At 37.4% G+C, this 18,490-nt stretch carries 11 protein-coding genes; 8 read left to right on the top strand and 3 right to left on the bottom strand.

Features of this window, described 5'->3' with window-relative positions:
• The first annotated feature begins 188 nt into the window (after positions 1-188).
• The 3 genes from MP478_RS03310 (at position 189) to MP478_RS03300 (ending at position 4,314) form a co-directional block, all read left to right on the top strand.
• Complete coding sequence (locus tag MP478_RS03310) at positions 189-2,399, top strand: TonB-dependent receptor (protein WP_257199580.1); 2,211 nt, start codon at positions 189-191, stop codon at positions 2,397-2,399.
• Positions 2,400-2,503: 104 nt separating this feature from the next.
• On the top strand, positions 2,504-3,316 hold the full coding sequence (locus tag MP478_RS03305; RefSeq protein ID WP_257199579.1) for a siderophore-interacting protein: 813 nt from the start codon (positions 2,504-2,506) through the stop codon (positions 3,314-3,316).
• 293 nt (positions 3,317-3,609) lie between these two features.
• On the top strand, positions 3,610-4,314 hold the full coding sequence (locus MP478_RS03300) for a bifunctional 2-polyprenyl-6-hydroxyphenol methylase/3-demethylubiquinol 3-O-methyltransferase UbiG (RefSeq protein WP_257199577.1): 705 nt from the start codon (positions 3,610-3,612) through the stop codon (positions 4,312-4,314).
• 181 nt (positions 4,315-4,495) lie between these two features.
• Here MP478_RS03300 and MP478_RS03295 read toward each other — a convergent pair whose 3' ends face one another.
• Both MP478_RS03295 and metG read right to left on the bottom strand, forming a co-directional pair.
• Positions 4,496-5,158, bottom strand: coding sequence for a hypothetical protein (locus MP478_RS03295; RefSeq protein ID WP_257199576.1), 663 nt, complete (start codon positions 5,156-5,158; stop codon positions 4,496-4,498).
• Between the two features lie 136 nt (positions 5,159-5,294).
• Complete coding sequence (gene metG, locus MP478_RS03290; RefSeq protein ID WP_257199575.1) at positions 5,295-7,331, bottom strand: methionine--tRNA ligase; 2,037 nt, start codon at positions 7,329-7,331, stop codon at positions 5,295-5,297.
• Between the two features lie 337 nt (positions 7,332-7,668).
• Between metG and MP478_RS03285 the strand changes: the two genes are divergently transcribed.
• From MP478_RS03285 to MP478_RS03270, 4 genes are all read left to right on the top strand, one after another.
• The gene (locus MP478_RS03285; protein ID WP_257191014.1) at positions 7,669-10,422 is read left to right on the top strand and encodes a SusC/RagA family TonB-linked outer membrane protein; all 2,754 of its coding nucleotides are present in this window, start codon (positions 7,669-7,671) and stop codon (positions 10,420-10,422) included.
• A gap of 12 nt (positions 10,423-10,434) precedes the next feature.
• Positions 10,435-12,036, top strand: a complete 1,602-nt coding sequence (locus MP478_RS03280) for a RagB/SusD family nutrient uptake outer membrane protein (RefSeq protein WP_257199574.1) — start codon at positions 10,435-10,437, stop codon at positions 12,034-12,036.
• A 19-nt stretch (positions 12,037-12,055) separates the two neighbouring features.
• Positions 12,056-13,162, top strand: coding sequence for a SusE domain-containing protein (locus MP478_RS03275; protein ID WP_257199573.1), 1,107 nt, complete (start codon positions 12,056-12,058; stop codon positions 13,160-13,162).
• A 76-nt stretch (positions 13,163-13,238) separates the two neighbouring features.
• Positions 13,239-15,395 (top strand): glycoside hydrolase family 97 protein, encoded by a 2,157-nt coding sequence (locus MP478_RS03270; protein ID WP_257199572.1) that lies wholly within the window; start codon positions 13,239-13,241, stop codon positions 15,393-15,395.
• Between the two features lie 88 nt (positions 15,396-15,483).
• On the opposite strand, the gene MP478_RS03265 is transcribed toward MP478_RS03270, so the two are convergent.
• Complete coding sequence (locus MP478_RS03265) at positions 15,484-16,455, bottom strand: sterol desaturase family protein (RefSeq protein WP_230034623.1); 972 nt, start codon at positions 16,453-16,455, stop codon at positions 15,484-15,486.
• A 650-nt stretch (positions 16,456-17,105) separates the two neighbouring features.
• Here MP478_RS03265 and MP478_RS03260 point away from each other — a divergent pair.
• The gene (locus MP478_RS03260; RefSeq protein ID WP_257199571.1) at positions 17,106-18,482 is read left to right on the top strand and encodes a T9SS type A sorting domain-containing protein; all 1,377 of its coding nucleotides are present in this window, start codon (positions 17,106-17,108) and stop codon (positions 18,480-18,482) included.
• The last annotated feature ends 8 nt before the right edge of the window (positions 18,483-18,490 follow it).

Below are 18,490 nucleotides of genomic sequence, written 5' to 3'. Positions count from 1 at the left end.
TAACCTTGTTTTTCACGAGTAAAATCCCGGACCTCTTGCAGGCTGGGATTTTACGTTTTTCATGAACTTTATAAATGAGTCTCATACTCTTTGGTTTTTAAAATCATGAATAATTTTATCTTTAGTTATTTTTATTTAGAAGTAATAAAAATTATCTTTGTGGGATTATAAAACTTCGAGTAGAAAGAATGAAAAAGCAGTATGTATTCATAGGTCTGTTGGCTTCGGGATTACTATTTTCCCAGACAGCTAAGGATTCTATAGCCTCTAAAGGTATTGACGATGTAGTGATCGTAGCCTCCAGAAAACCTACGAAAATCTCTGAAATTCCCGGTACAGTCTGGGTAGTTCAGAAAGAAAAAATTCAGGAACAGGCTAAAAGCGGAGTTCCTATTAAAGAAATGCTTTCGATCTTAATTCCAAGTATGGATATCGGTCCACAGGGGAGAACCAATTATGGACAGAATATGAGGGGACGTTCTGCGCTGGTAATGATTGACGGTGTTTCATTGAACAGTATCCGTGCCATCAGCCGTCAGCTGGATGCCATTGACCCCTTTAATATTGAAAGAATAGAAGTGCTTTCCGGAGCGAGCTCTATTTATGGAGGTAATGCAACCGGCGGTATCATCAATATTATTACAAAAACACCTTCCAAAAAAGGAATCAGTGGAGAGACTGAACTGGGAGCACGCACAGGATTTATGGGTAAAGATGATCATGACTTCCGTGCTGCACAGTCTATTGCAGGAAAAGGAGAGAAGTTCTTCGGAAGATTGGGAATTGCTTACCAGCAAAATGGAGGAGTGTATGGTGCAGATCAGAATCAGCTTTTTACCGATATTACCCAAACTGACCTTCAGTACAACCAGTCTGTAGATATTCTGGCTACAGGAGGATATCAGTTTAACAATAAACATAAAATAACAGCTTCCCTTCAGTATTATAACTCCAAGTTTAATGGAGACCGAAGTCTTTTTTTAGGTGAAAATTTAAGTGCTTTCACTACAAAAAATGCTTCTTTGCTGGAAATGAGAGACGGGTTTTCTTCCGATAAAAATGTAGGAACAGAACGTTATATGGGAACGGTAGCCTATACCGGAAACGGAATTCTTGGCGGACAGGACTTATATGTACAGTTTGCTACCCGTGGTGAGAAATTAGGATTTTATCCTTTCCCCGGAAATGTGACGCTGCAGAGCGGAAAAATAGCCTACATGTCCTCTTCACAGCAGGATACTTATTATTCCGGGATAAAAGCTTTATTATCAAAATCATGGAGAGGGCTGAATATTACTTATGGAGCAGACATAGATTTTGAAAAGTTTGAAGGAAACCAGTCGGTTTATGATATGGCTAAAACAATGTCAAGCGGTGGATTGATCAATGAAACAAAATACAGGTTAGGAAGATATCCTACCAACCATTCTCAGAGTTACGCAGGATATGTACAGGCAAAGTATAATGTCCTTCCCAAGCTACAGATTAATGCAGGAATCCGTTATCAGAACATCACTGTGAAAATGGATGATTTTGTAGGATCTGAGCAGCAAACCCAGGTGGCAATGGGATATGGAGCATCAGCATCTGCCATTCCCGGAGGTGAAAGTTCTTATAATGTAACCCTTGCTAACGCAGGATTATTATATAAATTCAATGAACAGCACCAGGTTTGGGGAACATTTTCTCAGGGAGCAAGTTTGGCAGATCCAGCGAAGTTTTATGGAATCGGTACTTATAAACTGAATGGCACGAACTGGGATGTGGTATCAAGTATCAATGTGAAAGACCAGCCATTACAGGCGATCAAAACCAACCAGTTTGAAGTGGGATACCGTGTCAATAAAGGTGGTTTAAGAGCACAGATTGCAGGATTTTTAAGTAATTCTGATAAGAGTGTTGCAGTAGATAAAAAGACGTTTCAGATTTTGGTGAACGATTTGAAATTAAGAAATATGGGAATCGAAGCTGAGGTTTCCTATGCTTTAAGCAACGGCGTTTACTTTGGAGCCAGCGGACTTTTGATTAAATCTGAGGTAGACAATAAAGGAGAATGGCAAAAACAGGAGATCTATAATGCTTCACCATCAAAATTAGTAACTTATATCGGGTACAATATTAAAGACTGGTCGTTCAGATTCCAGTCGCTGCAGAATTTCAAACAGAAAGATGAGCTTAATAATGTAGTGGAGGGATATAATACCTCCGATTTAATGATTGGATACCGATTCAACTGGGGTAAATTCAATTTAGGAATCCAGAACCTGTTTAATACAGATTATCAGACGATTTGGAGCAAGCGTTCTCAGGTTTTATATTCTTCTTACGGACTTCCGGAACTGTTTAATTACAAAGGAAGAGGAAGAACATTCAATCTGTCTTATACATTTGATTTTTAAAAATAGATTAGGGTATACAGCCTTGATCTGAATGATATTTTCTTAGACATCCGGTTTCTGACGCTAGCTGGAAACCGGATATTAATTTTAAAAAAAATTCAGTTATGGCGAAAATTTCAACAGGGCAGATTGTTGCCGAAGTGACGAGAAAAGAATACATCACTGACCATTTTATCAGGGTTTATCTCTATTCACCTGAAGTTCATTTGTTCAAAAATACGGTAGTAGGAGATAACAATAAAATTGCAGTTCCTCCAGCTGGTTTAAACGAAATTCATTTTCCAATTTTGGATGAAAATCAGCAGTGGGTATATCCTGCTAAGGAAGTTGCCCCGGCTATCAGGACGTATACACACAGAGGAATTGATCTTGAGAAAAATGAGCTGATCATTGATTTTGTAGATCATGGAGACGGTGGACCCGCCTCGAAATGGGTGAGGGATGCGGAAGCAGGCTCAAAACTGGGAGTCATGATGCGTCTGGATGGAAAGGAGTTGTATCCTGAGGCTGATTGGTATTTGCTGGCGGGAGATGCTACGGCAATTCCTGTTTTAAGTGCTATTTTAGAAACCCTGCCTCCAACTGTAAAAGGAATCTGTATCATTGAAGTTCATGGAAAAGAAGATGAACAGATCTTAGTAACTAAAGCTGATATTGATTTTAAGTGGCTTCATAATGCACAGCCTCAAGCTGGTAGTAAGATGCCGGAAGCAGTAAAAAATATTGACATTCCCGAAACCCGGAAGTTTGGATATGTGGCCTGTGAGTTTTCAAGTGTTAAAGAAATCCGTACTTATCTGAGAAAAGATAAAAACTGGACTTCCCAGGAACTGTATGCCTATTCTTACTGGAAAGCAGGAGTTGCTGAAAATGAGTCCCAGGCGGACAGGCATCGGGAAAAGGATTCGATGGAATAGTTGATAGGTCATAGGTGGTGAAGAGAAGATTATACTTTTTACAGGAGAATTAGTATTGAAATTCAATATAAAATTCAATAGAAGCGGACTTTAGTCCGCTTACCATATCCATCAAACGTCATCCGGCTTTAGCCAAAACCTAAAGTATTAATTATTCTACTCATCTTTATCATCGAAAGACCGAAGCAAAACTTTGATTGACGATGTTGTAGATGTTGTATTACTGAGATTGGGACGGTAGATTTTCAATTTTCAACTTTTAATTCTCCATTTTTAACTTGTATCTTTGCACTATGAAAGATTTAATGGGCAGAGCGATCTGGGATTATTATCACGATGACAATCCTGAAGATCTGCAGACTGAAACATCAATTTCTGAACTGGATGAACTTCCTGTAAATTACTTATTCAGAGATTTTGAAGAAATGAATAATATTGAGCAGAAGGCAATGAAGCTATCCGAAGGAAAAGTTTTGGATATAGGAGCCGGAGCCGGTTCTCATGCTTTGTATCTTCAAAATAAAAAAGGCCTTGAGGTGATGGCTCTGGATATTTCACCAAAATCTGTTGAGGTTTGTAAACTGAGAGGGATCAAAAATGCTGTTTGTGAAAATATCCTTGATTTTTCAGGAGAAACTTTCGATACTATTTTATTACTGATGAATGGCACAGGGGTTTTTGAAAGTCTTTCTAAAATAGATCCTTATCTTCAAAAATTACATGCTTTATTAAATGATAACGGACAGATCCTGATCGACAGCACTGATATTCTCTATATGTTTGACCGGGATAAAGACGGTGGAGTGTATATTCCTGCCGGCGGATATTATGGGGAATTAGACTATGTAGTGCATTATAAAGGTGAATCTGAAGAACCAATCACATGGCTGTACCTGGATTTCGATACCCTGAAAAATGCAGCGGAGAATAATGGATTTAGAATAGAAAGGATTCTGAAGGATGAGGACTCTTATCTGGCAAAACTGACTAAGAAATAGCAATCATTGGTATACGAAGCTACTTCTCGATGATCATATATATTGTCATTCCATAAGATTGTATCTCATGGAATGATTTTTTTAATCCTGATAAAAACGGTTACCCCACAGCCAGATTCGGCTTGTTTAGCTTTGGCGCGATGAGTAAAGTGGGTAACGAAATAAGTTTCAAAAATATATTTTATCTGAATAAACGGATAAGCCCAAGTAATGGATAAATGGAAAACCAGTCCTGATAATAATAGAACATCAGAGCAGCGGTTCCAATGCATAAAATGACAGGGAAAACATAAGATTTGGCTCTGTAAGGCAGCTTTTTTGGAATGCTTGCGACCCAGATACCAACCAGGCTTAATGTTCCAGCGGCTATAACTGCCATTGCCGGATTGTATCGTGATGTGGTGTTGAAATCAAAATAAGATTGAAAAACGTGTTCCTGCAAAAAGAAAAAAAGAAAACCAAATATCAATGTAAGGAGGGCTGGAAAATATTTTTTTAATTTTATCAAATTCAGACAGAGTAAAATAGCTCCGGGAATGGTCCCCAGAACAACACTGCTTACAAAAACGGTTGTTCTCGAATACAGCTTGATAGCAGCAGGGTCTTCTGTGATATGGTCTTTCCAAAGCTCCTGCTCTTCCCTAAGCTTTGCTTCTTCTGCATTTTTTTTACTTTGAATCAACTCCTGAACTGCGGTTTTTTCCTCTTCCGTAAAAATCCGCCCTCGTTCTACTAATATCTCAAAAGCCATTGAGATAGCTTCCGGAACAAAACGGTTGTCTTCTTTTATGTATTTTTCGAGTTCGAAATCTGAGAGTTTCCTTAATACGCTTTTGCTAACCATATATTATTTCTAAAAAACGTTTCAATATTGAAGTACCTGCTTTATCCTGTATTGATTAATTGATCATCCGGATTGTATAGAATCAAAAAGAGGCTATCTTGAAAGAAAGCCCCTTTAAATATTGATTTATGGGTAATTATCCGATCTCAATACCGTTTTCGACATTGCTGTCATCCGGCGTTACGAAAGATAATTTTCCATCAGGTTTAGTCGTTAATAATAACATTCCCTGAGATTCAATTCCTCTGATTTTTCTTGGAGCAAGGTTCAGTAAGATCATTACCTGCTTCCCAATCAATTCCTCCGGAGTGAAGCTTTCGGCAATTCCTGAAACAACAGTTCTTACATCTACTCCTGTATCTACAGTAAGTTTCAATAGTTTATCTGCTTTTTCTACCTTTTCAGCTTCTAAAATGGTTGCTGTTCTAAGGTCTATTTTAGTAAAATCATCAAAAGAGATCTCTTCTTTCATAGGATTTGCGTTAGGGTTTGTTTTTTTATTGTTTTGTTTGGTATCTTCTAGTTTTTGAATCTGAGCTTCAATCACATCATCTTCAATTTTTGAGAAAAGAAGGGATGATTCGTTGATTTTGTGTCCGGTTTCAATTAAAACAGATTGGGTTTCAATATCATTCCATGTTTTCTTTTCCACATTGAACATATTCAATAGCTTTTCGGAACTGAAAGGCATGAAAGGTTCACACAACTGAGCTAAAGCTACAGCAATCTGTGCTCCCACAAATAAAGATTGTGCAGTCTTTTCAGGGCTGTCTTTAATCGTTTTCCAAGGTTCTTCTGTCTGAAGATACTGGTTTCCAAAACGGGCAAGATTCATTAATGCAGATAAAGCATTTCTAAATTCATAGTTTTCCAGGAATCCTGAAATTTCTTTTGCTGCTTTGTGTATCTCTTGCAATTCAGAGCTGTTTACATCCCCTTGCGGAATAACACCATTATAATATTTGTGAACAAGAACTGCAACTCTATTGATGAAGTTTCCGAAGATCCCTACCAATTCAGAATTATTCTTAGTCTGGAAATCTTTCCATGTAAAATTGTTATCCTTTGTTTCAGGAGCTGAAGAAAGAAGCGCATATCTTAATACGTCCTGCTGGCCAGGGAAATCTTCTACATATTCATGTGCCCATACCGCCCAGTTTCTTGAGGTTGAGATTTTATCATTCTCAAGGTTCAGGAATTCAAAAGCCGGAACATTGTCAGGCATGATATAATCTCCGTGAGCTTTCATCATAGCTGGGAAAATAATACAGTGGAATACAATATTATCCTTTCCGATAAAGTGTACCAGGTCACTACTTTCACTTTGCCAGTAATCCTTCCAGTCTTTTCCGTTTTTCGCGGCCCATTCTTTAGTGAAAGAGATATACCCGATCGGCGCATCAAACCATACATAAAGAACTTTTCCTTCTGCATTCGGAAGAGGAACAGGAACTCCCCAGTTCAGGTCACGGGTCATTGCACGTGGTTTCAGTCCGTCATTTAGCCATGACTTAACCTGTCCGTATACATTCGGTTTCCAGTCATCTTTGTGCCCTTCAATAATCCACTCATTTAAGAAGTCTTCATATTCATTTAAAGGAAGATACCAGTTTTTTGTTTCTTTAAGGATCGGAACATTTCCACTTAGCATAGATTTCGGATTGATCAGTTCTGAAGGAGAAAGGGTAGACCCACACTTCTCACACTGGTCACCATAAGCGTTCTCGTTGCCACAGTTGGGACAGGTTCCTACAATATAACGGTCAGCAAGGAATTCTCCCGCCTGCTCATCAAAATACTGTTCAGAAATTTCTTCAGTAAATTTTCCTTTTTCATAAAGAACCTTAAAGAAGTCCTGGCTGGTTTCATGATGGTTCTTGGAAGTTGTTCTTGAATATTCATCAAATGAGATTCCCAGATCTGAAAAGGATTTTTTGATGATCTCGTGATATTTATCTACGATATCCTGTGGGGTAACCCCTTCCTTCTTAGCTCTTATGGTAATAGGAATTCCGTGCTCATCTGAACCACAGATAAACGCTACATCTTTTCCTGATCTTCTCTGAAATCTTGCATAAACATCCGCAGGAATATAGACACCTGCCAAATGCCCTATATGAACCGGTCCGTTTGCATAAGGCAAAGCTGCCGTAATCATCTTTCTGTTTGACATTTATAGTAAAGTTTTGACTGCAAAGATAAGGATTATCTCTTGAATACCGCTCTTTGTGGAGTTATTATGCCTTACTCCTTTATTTTTTTCCATGTGGATATGAAATAAAGTTAAACAAACGTTTAACAATTTGCTAATTTAGCGTAAATACTATGCTATGCATAAGTCGTTGTAAAATATTGGAATTTAAAATTTTAACTAAAATAGGTTTCGTAATATACATAATTTTAACTAAAATTATATTAAATTTATAATAATTCTATTTTTTTTATAAATTGCGAGTCTGGCTTCAAGCCAAAATATGACTGAAAAAACGAAACTATAAAAAAATATGATTGTGAATAACTTTACAACAGTATTAAAAATCGCGCCTGCTTTTTTATTGGCCAGTACAATAATGCATGCGCAGACAACAGACTCTGTCACAAAGGAAAAGAAAATTGAGGAGGTAGTGTTGATTGGGTATGGAAAACAGAAGAAATCTGACCTTACAGGGTCTATAACTTCAGTTACTGCAAAGGACTTCAATGGAGGAGCTACCTCTGCAGGACAGCTGATCCAGGGAAAGACACCTGGCGTACAGATTACCAATAACAGTGGAGCTCCAGGCTCAGGAACAAAGATCAGAATCAGAGGTACCTCTTCTTTAAGTGGAGAAAACTCTCCATTGATCGTTATTGATGGTGTTCCTCAGGATTTTGTGGGAATGAATGGTGTTTCTGACCCGTTATCCCTCATAAATCCTAACGATATCGAAACATTTGATATCCTGAAAGACGCTTCAGCTACCGCTATTTATGGTAACAGAGCTTCCAATGGTGTTATCCTGATTACAACCAAAAAAGGAACTTCCGGAAAATTCAAACTGAATTTTTCTACTGTAACCTCAGTGTCTACCAAAATGGGAAATGTAGATGTACTGACGGCACAGGAATTTAGAGACTTTGTCAACACTTATGCTCCGGACAGCTACAAAACAAAACTGGGAAATGCAGATACCAACTGGCAGGATAAGATTTATCAGGCAGCATGGGGTACGGATAATAATGTCGCCCTTTCAGGAGGTATTAAAGGACTGCCTTATCGTTTATCATTAGGCTATAACGAGCAGAATGGTATTGTAAAATCAAATTCATTCCGAAGAACTTCAGTAGGTTTGAACTTAAATCCAAAATTCTTTGATAATCATTTATCAGTGAATGTAAATGCAAAAGGGACTTTTACGGATAACCAATTTGTAGACGGTGGAGTGATCAAGGCAGCTACGTATTTTGATCCTACACAGCCTGTTTATTCAGGAAATACCAAGTATGGAGGTTACTATGAGTGGTTGGATCCAGGAGCCGCAACCGGATTTAACGCAAATGCCAATTCAAACCCGCTGGGGATGATTGACGGGGTAAGAGATGTATCATCGGTAACAAGAGGATTGGGAAATATTCAGTTAGATTATAAATTTCATTTTCTTCCTGACCTGCATTTCAATGTAAATGCCGGATACGATTATACAAAAAGTAAAGGACATAAATTTAAAGATGCTAATTTAAGACAAGGCTATACCGATAAGGGCAGTTCGAATCTTTATTCTATGGAGAAGAATAACAAGCTCTTGGAAACCTATTTTAATTATGTTAAGAATATAAGTGCAATCAATACTGGTGTAGACATTACAGCAGGATATGCTTATCAGGACTTCCGTTTGAATATTCCAGGAGCGACTACCTATAAAGGAACCGGAATCAACGCACAGGACCTGAATTTTGAAACGCAAAACACACTGATCTCTTTTTATGGAAGAGCAATTTTTACAGTAGCTAACAAATACGTTATTTCAGGATCTGTACGTAGAGATGGTTCTTCCAGATTCTTTAACGGAACGAAAGATAATGTGTGGGGTGTCTTTCCGGGTGTTTCCTTAGCATGGAAGCTTAACGAAGAAAGTTTCATCAAAAATATTTCATCAATCAGTACATTGAAACTGAGAGCAGGATGGGGGAAAACAGGACAGCAGGAATTACCAGCTCTTAATGGGAATAAACCTAATAATTATCCTGCCTTTGCTTCTTACAATCCAAGTTATCCGGGAGCAGGTTATCAATTTGGGAATGAATATTATTTTATGTTCAGACCTACCAACTATAACCCAAATCTTACCTGGGAAACTACTACTACCAAGAATATAGGGATAGATTATGGTTTTGCTAGTAATAGAATTACGGGATCCATCGACCTTTTCAGAAAAGATACTAAAGACTTATTGGTGTATGCTGATGAACCTGCAGGGGGTCTGAGTAATGCCAGCTGGCAGAATGTAGGTGATATGAAAAATGAAGGGATCGAAGGAAGTATTACCATTGTTCCTATTAAAAATGAAAAAACAACGTGGGAAGTAAGTTTCAATGCTACCCATTACAAGCCGGTAATAACCAAGCTGAAAGACAGAGCTGATGAATCTTTTAATATGGAAGTTGGAGGTATTGAGGGGGGATCTGGAAATAGAATCCAGGCTCATGCAGTAGGGTATGCTCCAAACGCATTCTGGGTATATCAGCAGGTATATGATACGAACGGAAAACCTGTAGACGGAGCTTATGTAGACAGAAATGCAGACGGTGTAATCAATACGAAAGATATGTATTATTATAAATCAACTACTCCGGATGCTATTTTAGGCTTTTCTACAAAGGTTTCTCATAAAAACTGGGACTTTGCCCTTAGTGCAAGAGCCGTGCTAGGAAACTATGTGTATAACAATATGGCCTCCAACAGTTCCTTACAGTCTGCATCTACCAACGAATATCTTCAGAATGTATTTTCTACAGCACCGGAATATAAGTTTTCGGTACCTCAATATAAATCAGATATTTATGTAGAGAATGCATCATTTCTAAGACTTGACAATATCAACGTAGGTTATAATTTCGGAGAAATTTTTTCTAAAGGAAGTAATCTGAAAGTATACGCTATGGCGCAAAACGTTTTTGTGATCACAAAATATACAGGAGTAGATCCTGAAGTTTTTGGCGGAATCGATAACGGATACTATCAGATGCCTAGAATATATTCTTTAGGCTTTAATTTTCAATTTTAAATAATAATTACGATGAAACTTAATACAATCAAACTTAAAAATATAGTACTGCCTCTTTCTGTTGCTTTTCTACTGACCACAGCGTCATGCGTTAATGATTTGGAAAGAGAACCTATTACGGATGTTACAGCAAAGGTGATCTATAAAGATTTTTCTAACTATAAAAATATTCTGGCAAAACTATATGGAGGTCTCGCTATGGGAGGGCAGATAAGCGGTGACGGTGACCAGCCTGACAGTGATATCAACGGAATTAACGGAGGTTTTTCCCAGTATACGAGGCTGATGTACAACCTGAATGTTTTAACGACGGATGAAGCTGTAATCGGCTGGAATGACGGGAATCTTCACACGCTTCATAAAATGACCTGGGATTCTTCCAACGAATTTATTACAGCTATGTACTACAGAGTGTACACGGAAATTGCTTTCTGTAATGAATTCCTGCGAAATGTGACGGATGAAAAATTAGCGGAAAATAATATTACCGGTGACAATCTTGTACAAGCTAAGCTGATGAGAACTGAAGCACGCTTCTTGAGAGCACAATCCTATTATCATGCAATTGATATGTTTGGAAATGTTCCTTTTGTGGATGAAACCTACGTGCCGGGATCCTTAACTCCTCCACAAAGAATAGAAAGAAAGGCTTTGTTTACCTTTATTGAGTCTGAACTTTTAGCAGTAGCTGGCGAACTAAAAGACCCTAAAACGAATGAGTATGGAAGAGCAGATAAAGCAGCGGCATGGTCACTGCTTGCAAAACTATATTTGAATGCAGAAGTATATACGGGAACACAGAGAAATACAGACTGTATCACTTACTGTAACAAAGTAATTGCCGCAGGATATTCTCTAAAACCAAAATATGACGAGCTATTCCTTGCAGATAACAATATCAATAACCCTGAGCAGATTCTAAGTGTAAATTTTGACGGAATCAATACTCAAACCAACGGCGGAACTACTTATTTGGTTCATGCGGCAATAGGTGGAGATATGAAGGCTTCTGATTTTGGAGTCAGTGGCGGATGGGGTGGTTTAAGAACTACAAAGGCATTTGTAGGCTTATTTCCTGCCGATGGGGCTGATAAGAGAGGAAGATTCTTTACCTCAGGGCAGAATCTGGAAATTAATAACCTAGGTGTTTTTACGAATGGATATGCATTTATCAAGTATAAAAATATTAAAAGTAACGGAACTCCCGGCGCCCACGATAACTGGGTAGAAGCGGATATTCCTTTATACCGTTTGGGAGATATCTACCTCATGTATGCGGAAGCTGTTCTCAGAGGTGGTGCTGGTGGAAGTGTTGCCACTGCGGTCACTTACGTTAACCAATTGAGAGAGCGTGCGTATGGCAATACCAATGGAAATGTAACTTCTATCAATCTGAATTTCATTTTAGATGAAAGAGCAAGAGAATTGTCCTGGGAAACCACCAGAAGATCAGATCTTATCCGTTTCAACAGATATACCACAGGTGATTACCTATGGCCTTGGAAAGGAAATGTAAAAGAAGGAAAAGCCGTGGAAAGCTACAGAAACCTTTTCCCTATTCCGAACAGGGATATTATTGCGAATCCTAATCTTATCCAGAATCCTGGTTACTAACCTTTAAATACCGTTTAAAATGAAAAATTTATTCAAGATATTAGCTGCGGTTTTCATTGGGATATTCATGATCTCTTGTGAGAAGGATGAAGATAAAGCTGTACTGGAGATAACGAAAACTCCGACTTTATCAGCGGATGCTACCACATTGGTTATGATTAAAGCTAACGAAAATGATAAAGCTGTAAAATTTACTTGGACCAATCCGGAATTTAATCTTGCGGTCGTAAACAATAATGCGTTGGAGGTTGCCAAAGCCGGAACGGGTTTTAAAGATGCTAAAAGTACAGATCTTACAGCAAGTGATTTGACTACCACTTATACCGTAAAAGATTTTAATAAAATTATTATCGATGCGGGATTTCTGCCTGAAATTGAAGAAAACATTGAAATAAGAATGAAGGCTTCCGTAGGGAATGCGGTATTTTATTCCAATGTGATTTCAATGAAGGTAACTCCTTATTTGACTACATACCCTTCTTTTTATTTAGTAGGCGATGCCTCTGCTATAGGTTGGGAGGCAAGTAAGGCCCAGCTGTTGTATAAAAACGAGAATATCTCTACAATATATACTTATCTGGAAATCGGTAAAACATTCAGATTCCTGGGACAGAAGGACTGGAACCCATTAAATTACAGTTTAGATTTCGCAGGAATGAAACAGGAAAACAAATATTTTAAAACCTGGTCTTCCAATTTATCTGCTGCACCGGCGGAAAATATTAAGTTTAACGGAGCCAGCGGAATGTATAAAATTGTTATTGATGCAGAAGCTACAAAAAAAACAATCACAGTATCTGCATCCCCAATCACAGTCTGGAATCCTGCAAACCTATACATCGTAGGTACGTTTAACTCATGGAGTGCTGCAACAGCAATTGCTATGACCAACATGGGGGATGGTAAGTTTGAGCATACCCTTGCCCTTCCGGCAGGCTCTCAGTTTAAATTTCTGGGCCAGCAGAGCTTTGGAGATCTTGATTGGGGAAATCTTTTAGGAGATGGCAATACAGGATATCTTGCTCCAAAAGGAAGTAATGGAAATATTACGTTTAACGGAAACGGAGGAAACTATAAAATTTCTGTAGACCTGAAACTGGGAATCTACAAAATCGAACCATTATAATAAGTTAAATGAATTATATAGTAAAGTGTTGCTTTACCGCAGCACTTTATCTATTTTAAGATTATAAATAGTCATTATGAAGAAAATTACAGTTGGAGCAGTGTTGCTCTCCATGATGTTTGTAGGTGTGAAAGCCCAATCTTTAAAATCTCCGGATGGGAAGTTTGAAATGAATTTTCAGCTGAAAGATGGAGTACCTTACTATAACCTTACCTATAATGGGGGAGTAGTAGTTGAAGATTCTAAATTAGGATTAAGATTATTTAAAGACACAGCCATAAAATTTGCTTCCGAAATTGCTAAGCCGGAAGATGCAAAATTCGATTTAAACAACGGTTTTGCAAAGGTAGATGAAAAGAGAGATTCTAAAAATGAAACGTGGCAGCCGGTTCTTGGGGAAAAGAAAAACTACATCAACAATTACAATGAGTTGGCGGTTACTTTGAACCAGGCTTCTACAGATAGAAGTATTGTGGTAAAATTCAGATTGTTTAATGATGGTCTGGGGTTCAGATATGAATTTCCACAACAGAAAAACCTTAATTATTTCGTCATCAGAGAAGAAGATTCTGAAATCGATTTCCCTACAGATATGAAAGCCTGGTGGTTGGTAGCAGATTACGACTCTCAGGAATATCAGTATCAGGAAACAAAAGTTTCTGAGATTCCTGCTAAATGGGATCAGGCATTTGACGCCAATGCATCACAGTCATTAGTGAAAAATGCAGTTCAGTCACCATTAATGCTAAAAAGAGAAGGGAAAGAACCTTTATATATCAACGTTGCGGAAGCTGCAGTATTAGATTATCCGGCATCCCATCTGGAAGTTGATTCACAGCATTTCAGATTCAAAACACATCTGACAGCTGACAGACAGGGAGCAAAAGGATATATCCAGACTCCGTCAACAACACCTTGGAGAACAATTATTGTAGCTCCAAAAGCGGAACAGGTGATGGACTCTAAGATGATCTTTAACCTTAATGAGCCTACAAAGTATACCGATACTTCTTACATTCACCCTACAAAATACATGGGTGTTTGGTGGGAAATGATCATCGGGAAATCACAGTGGGCATATTCCACAGCGGAGAATGTTCATATTGATAAAACGGATTTCTCAAAACTGACTCCAAACGGAAAACACGCTGCTAACAATACAAAAGTTAAAGAATATATCGACTTTGCAGCTGAAAATGGTTTCCAGGGACTGTTGATCGAAGGATGGAATATCGGTTGGGAAGATTGGTTCGGGCATTCTAAAGATTTTGTTTTCGATTTCATTACTCCTTATCCGGATTTTGATATCAAAATGCTGAATGACTATGCTCATTCTAAGGGAATAAAGCTGATCATGCACCATGAAACATCCGGTTCGGCAGCAAACTACGAAAGATGGTCTGATAAAGCATTCCAGCTGATGAATAAATATGGGTATGATGCAGTAAAAACAGGATATGTAGGAGATATTATCCCGAGAGGGGAGCATCATTACTCTCAATGGACGATCAACCATTACTACAGAATCGCTGAGAAAGCCAATGAGTATAAGATAATGGTGAATTCTCATGAATCTGTACGTCCTACAGGTGAAAGCCGGACCTATCCAAACTATATTTCTGCAGAAGCAGCACGTGGTACGGAATATGAGGCTTTTGGAGGAAATAAGCCAGATCATCAGACCGTTCTTCCTTTTACAAGATGGATGGGGGGTTCAATGGATTATACCCCAGGAATTTTCCAAACCAAATTAGATTATTATTTCCCTGGAGATAAGCGTTTTGTAAAGACTACATTGGCTAAGCAGTTAGCATTATATGTAACGATGTATATGCCGCTTCAGATGGCAGCTGACCTTCCTGAGAACTATAAAAAGCATATGGATGCATTCCAGTTTATCAAGGATGTAGCTGCAGACTGGGATGATACTAAAATCTTATCTGCAGAGCCTGGAGATTACGTGATTACTGCCCGAAAAGCAAAAGGTACCGAAAACTGGTTTGTAGGAGGTATTACGGACGAAAATAAGCGTGAGTATACTGTAGATTTTTCATTCCTGGATAAAGGAAAGAAATATGAAGCAACAATCTATGAAGATGGAAAAGATGCTGATTATATCGACAATCCTCAAAGCTATAATATCTACAAAAAACAGATTACCAGCAAGTCTAAGATTAATTTTAAAATGGTAAGAAGCGGTGGTTTCGCAGTTTCTATCAAACCTGTAAAATAAATTTTTATAACAATTATAAAACTGCCCCGGCTCTCTGAGCCGGGGCAGTTATTTTTTTAAATAAAGTATTGATTTTCCATTGAATATTTTATTTATCTGAATATTGATATTCTGGTTCTGAAATTTCTATTTTATCGGGTAATGGCTTATTTTTTATCTTTTCGTTATATTCCTTTTGGTATTGTTTTACCGTCTTTCCGGAGCCGTCGTGCTTCCATCCCGGAGAGTAAAAAAGATATTTTATCCTGTCTTTAAAGGAAAGTCCTGGCTGGCGGATATCTTTTCCTATTCTTCTCCATTCATAAAAAAGCATCGTAGCCGGGTCTTTAGATTTTATTTTTGGATATACTCCGTATTTTACAGGGACTTCGGGATCTTCTTTTTCAAATGTTCCGAAGATTTTGTCCCAGATAATCAGTCCCATTCCCATATTACGGTCTAAATATTTAATATTACAGGCATGATGTACGCGGTGATGGGAAGGAGTTACTAAAATGTACTCTAAAAAGCCCATGCTTTTAATAGACTGGGTATGCACAAAGGTACCATAGATTTGTATAGCCGAGTAGGCTACCAAAATATGCCATGGATGAAACCCCATGAATGCTAACGGGGAGAAAAATAGATATCTGTACAAAGGTTGGAATACAGGGCTTCTGAAACCTGTACTGATATTGAAATAATCAGAATTGTGATGGGTAATGTGTACAGCCCAGAAAACCCGTGAGTGATGGTCTACATAATGATGGACATAATAAGCGAAATCCTGGGCAAGAAATACAGCAATCCAGTACCATATCCCTTCTTGCCAGTCAAAAATGCGGTGATGATAAAAAAACATCATAACAAACAGGGAAAAGCCCTTCATGATAATATCCAATCCATAGTTGAGCAGTGCAAAAAGAACATTAGTTGCTACATCCTTGGTTTCATAAATTTTCTCTTTATTAAAATGACTGTAGGCCATTTCCATAAAAATTATAGCAGCAAATACAGGAATGGTCCACGTGTAAACAACGTCTGGGCCCTCAGTATGGAACATTGTACTAAAATCAAACATTTTTTCTGTAAAACTAAAAATAAAACAGATTGTAAACCAGTTTTTTAGAAAAAATATTCTCCCGCATACCATATTTTTTATTTAAATCCATAATAAATGAATTAAAACGGGGAAGTGATGATGTTTTATGAATAAAAGATTGTTGTTTAATAAGAAAAATGAAATCAGTTAAAATATATTTCCAGTTTATATGCTGTTATCTATTTTTAAAACTTTATAAAAATAGGATAATAAAGCTGAGGATGATCATTATTTTGGAATATTTGCTTCAGGATCCAAAATATAGGCCTATATTATGTAAAGTAATGCTTTTTGAATTTAATAAATTGATTTTCAATGTGTAAATGGGTTTTTAAGGCTTTTTTTATTAAATAGGTATGATATTAATTCAAAATTCTTTCTGAAAGTAAAAAAAAAATTTTTACTTTCAAACCAACTGATTTCTGAACTCTTACTATTATTTTTTTCTAACAAAATGTCCTGTTTGAAGCTGTTTTCAGTTTTTTATTACAATAATGAAATAAGATTTATTTACTTATTTTATTGGTTTGTAAAGGTTATTTTTTATTAAAATATTGATTTTTTTTAAATTTTTAATGCTCGTTTCATAATTTTTGCTAATTTGGCTGTACTAATAACCCTCATAGAGAATGAAAACTCAGTACCGTTTAAATGTGTGCAGCTGCCTTGCATTGTGCTTAGGTATCTTCTATGGTAATGCACAACTTATTGATCAGAAAAATAAGATCTGGGAAAAAGCAAAACCCGAATCGTTGCGAGAAACCTCGAAATGCGATGATGGTTCATTGCTCAACTTCAACTGTAATATAAGGCAGCATTTTCCGAAGCCTATTACCTACAGTAAAAATGATGCCCAATCCTTAATCGTTGTGCATCATTCAGATGAAGACGAAAACATCTGGTATAATAAAGATATTATTGCAGCGCTTAGCAATACCTCTTTTAAAAGCAGTGGAAGTGATAAACTCATCGAACTGAAAAAGAAACCCAGTATTTTTTCTTATCTGGGATCTAAACAAATTTCCAGCAACCCTAAAGACCGTTTGAATATAGGCCTTGAAGATAAAAATCTTTATGAGGCTATTTTTGTTCCCAGGAAACTTTCAAAAAGTGATTTAGAAAGGGTTCATACCTATTTGTCTATTAAATACGGGATCTCGCTGGTAGGTGTAAAATATTTCAACAGTAAAGGGGATGTGATCTGGGATCCCGAAAAACATAAAGATTTTAAGAACAGACCTACCGGTATAGGTAGGGATGACGCCAATGAGCTTAACCAGAAGCAATCCAGCAACCAGGAGGATAAGACAATCAGTATTGGAAGGGAAAAAATTTCAAGAACTAATTTTGAAAATAATGCTCCGTTAGACAACTATACATTTGCGATATGGTCTGATGATAATAAAGATCTCAGTTTTGAAGAGAAAGAAAACTTAAGGATATTGAAGAGAAATTGGGAAATCAATTTTATCGGCAAGACGATTCCTAAAAAAGGATATGTGCTGCAGATCGCTAAAAAGCTGATGAACCCTGAAAATTTGCAGCTGAATTACTGGATGCTTATTAAAAATGAGGATGGCAGTTTAAAAAAAATACAAGGAAAAGCGAATGATGAAATGATAGAGTATTCAGGGGTGGAATTTCCTGAAGAAAAAACTTCAGCTGTTTTTACTTTTGCCACCAATATTACCGGAGAAAAGCAACCCGATAAAAACAATATTCACGATCCTGCCTATACAAAAGGACCGGGCGATGCTACTTCAGATTTCCAATACATGCTGTATCCGAATCCTGTGAAAATGAATAATAATTTTACAGTAAAATTCCCGCCGACAGAAGGACTGGAGATTGCCATTTATGATGGCGGAGGAAGAATTCTTTCTACCGAAAAAATAGATTCGAAAATTACGATATATCAAAAGAGCCTCAAGATACAAGGGGCCTACCTGGTCGTACTTACTCAAAACAAAAAACTGATTAAGGCTTTCAAAGTGGTCGTTGATTAATTAATACT

The organism is Chryseobacterium sp. WG14 (assembly GCF_024586945.1).
In the GTDB taxonomy this organism is placed as follows: Bacteria; Bacteroidota; Bacteroidia; order Flavobacteriales; family Weeksellaceae; genus Chryseobacterium.
The sequence above is the reverse complement of the archived record's forward strand: the minus strand, read 5'-3'. Positions and strand labels throughout refer to the sequence as shown.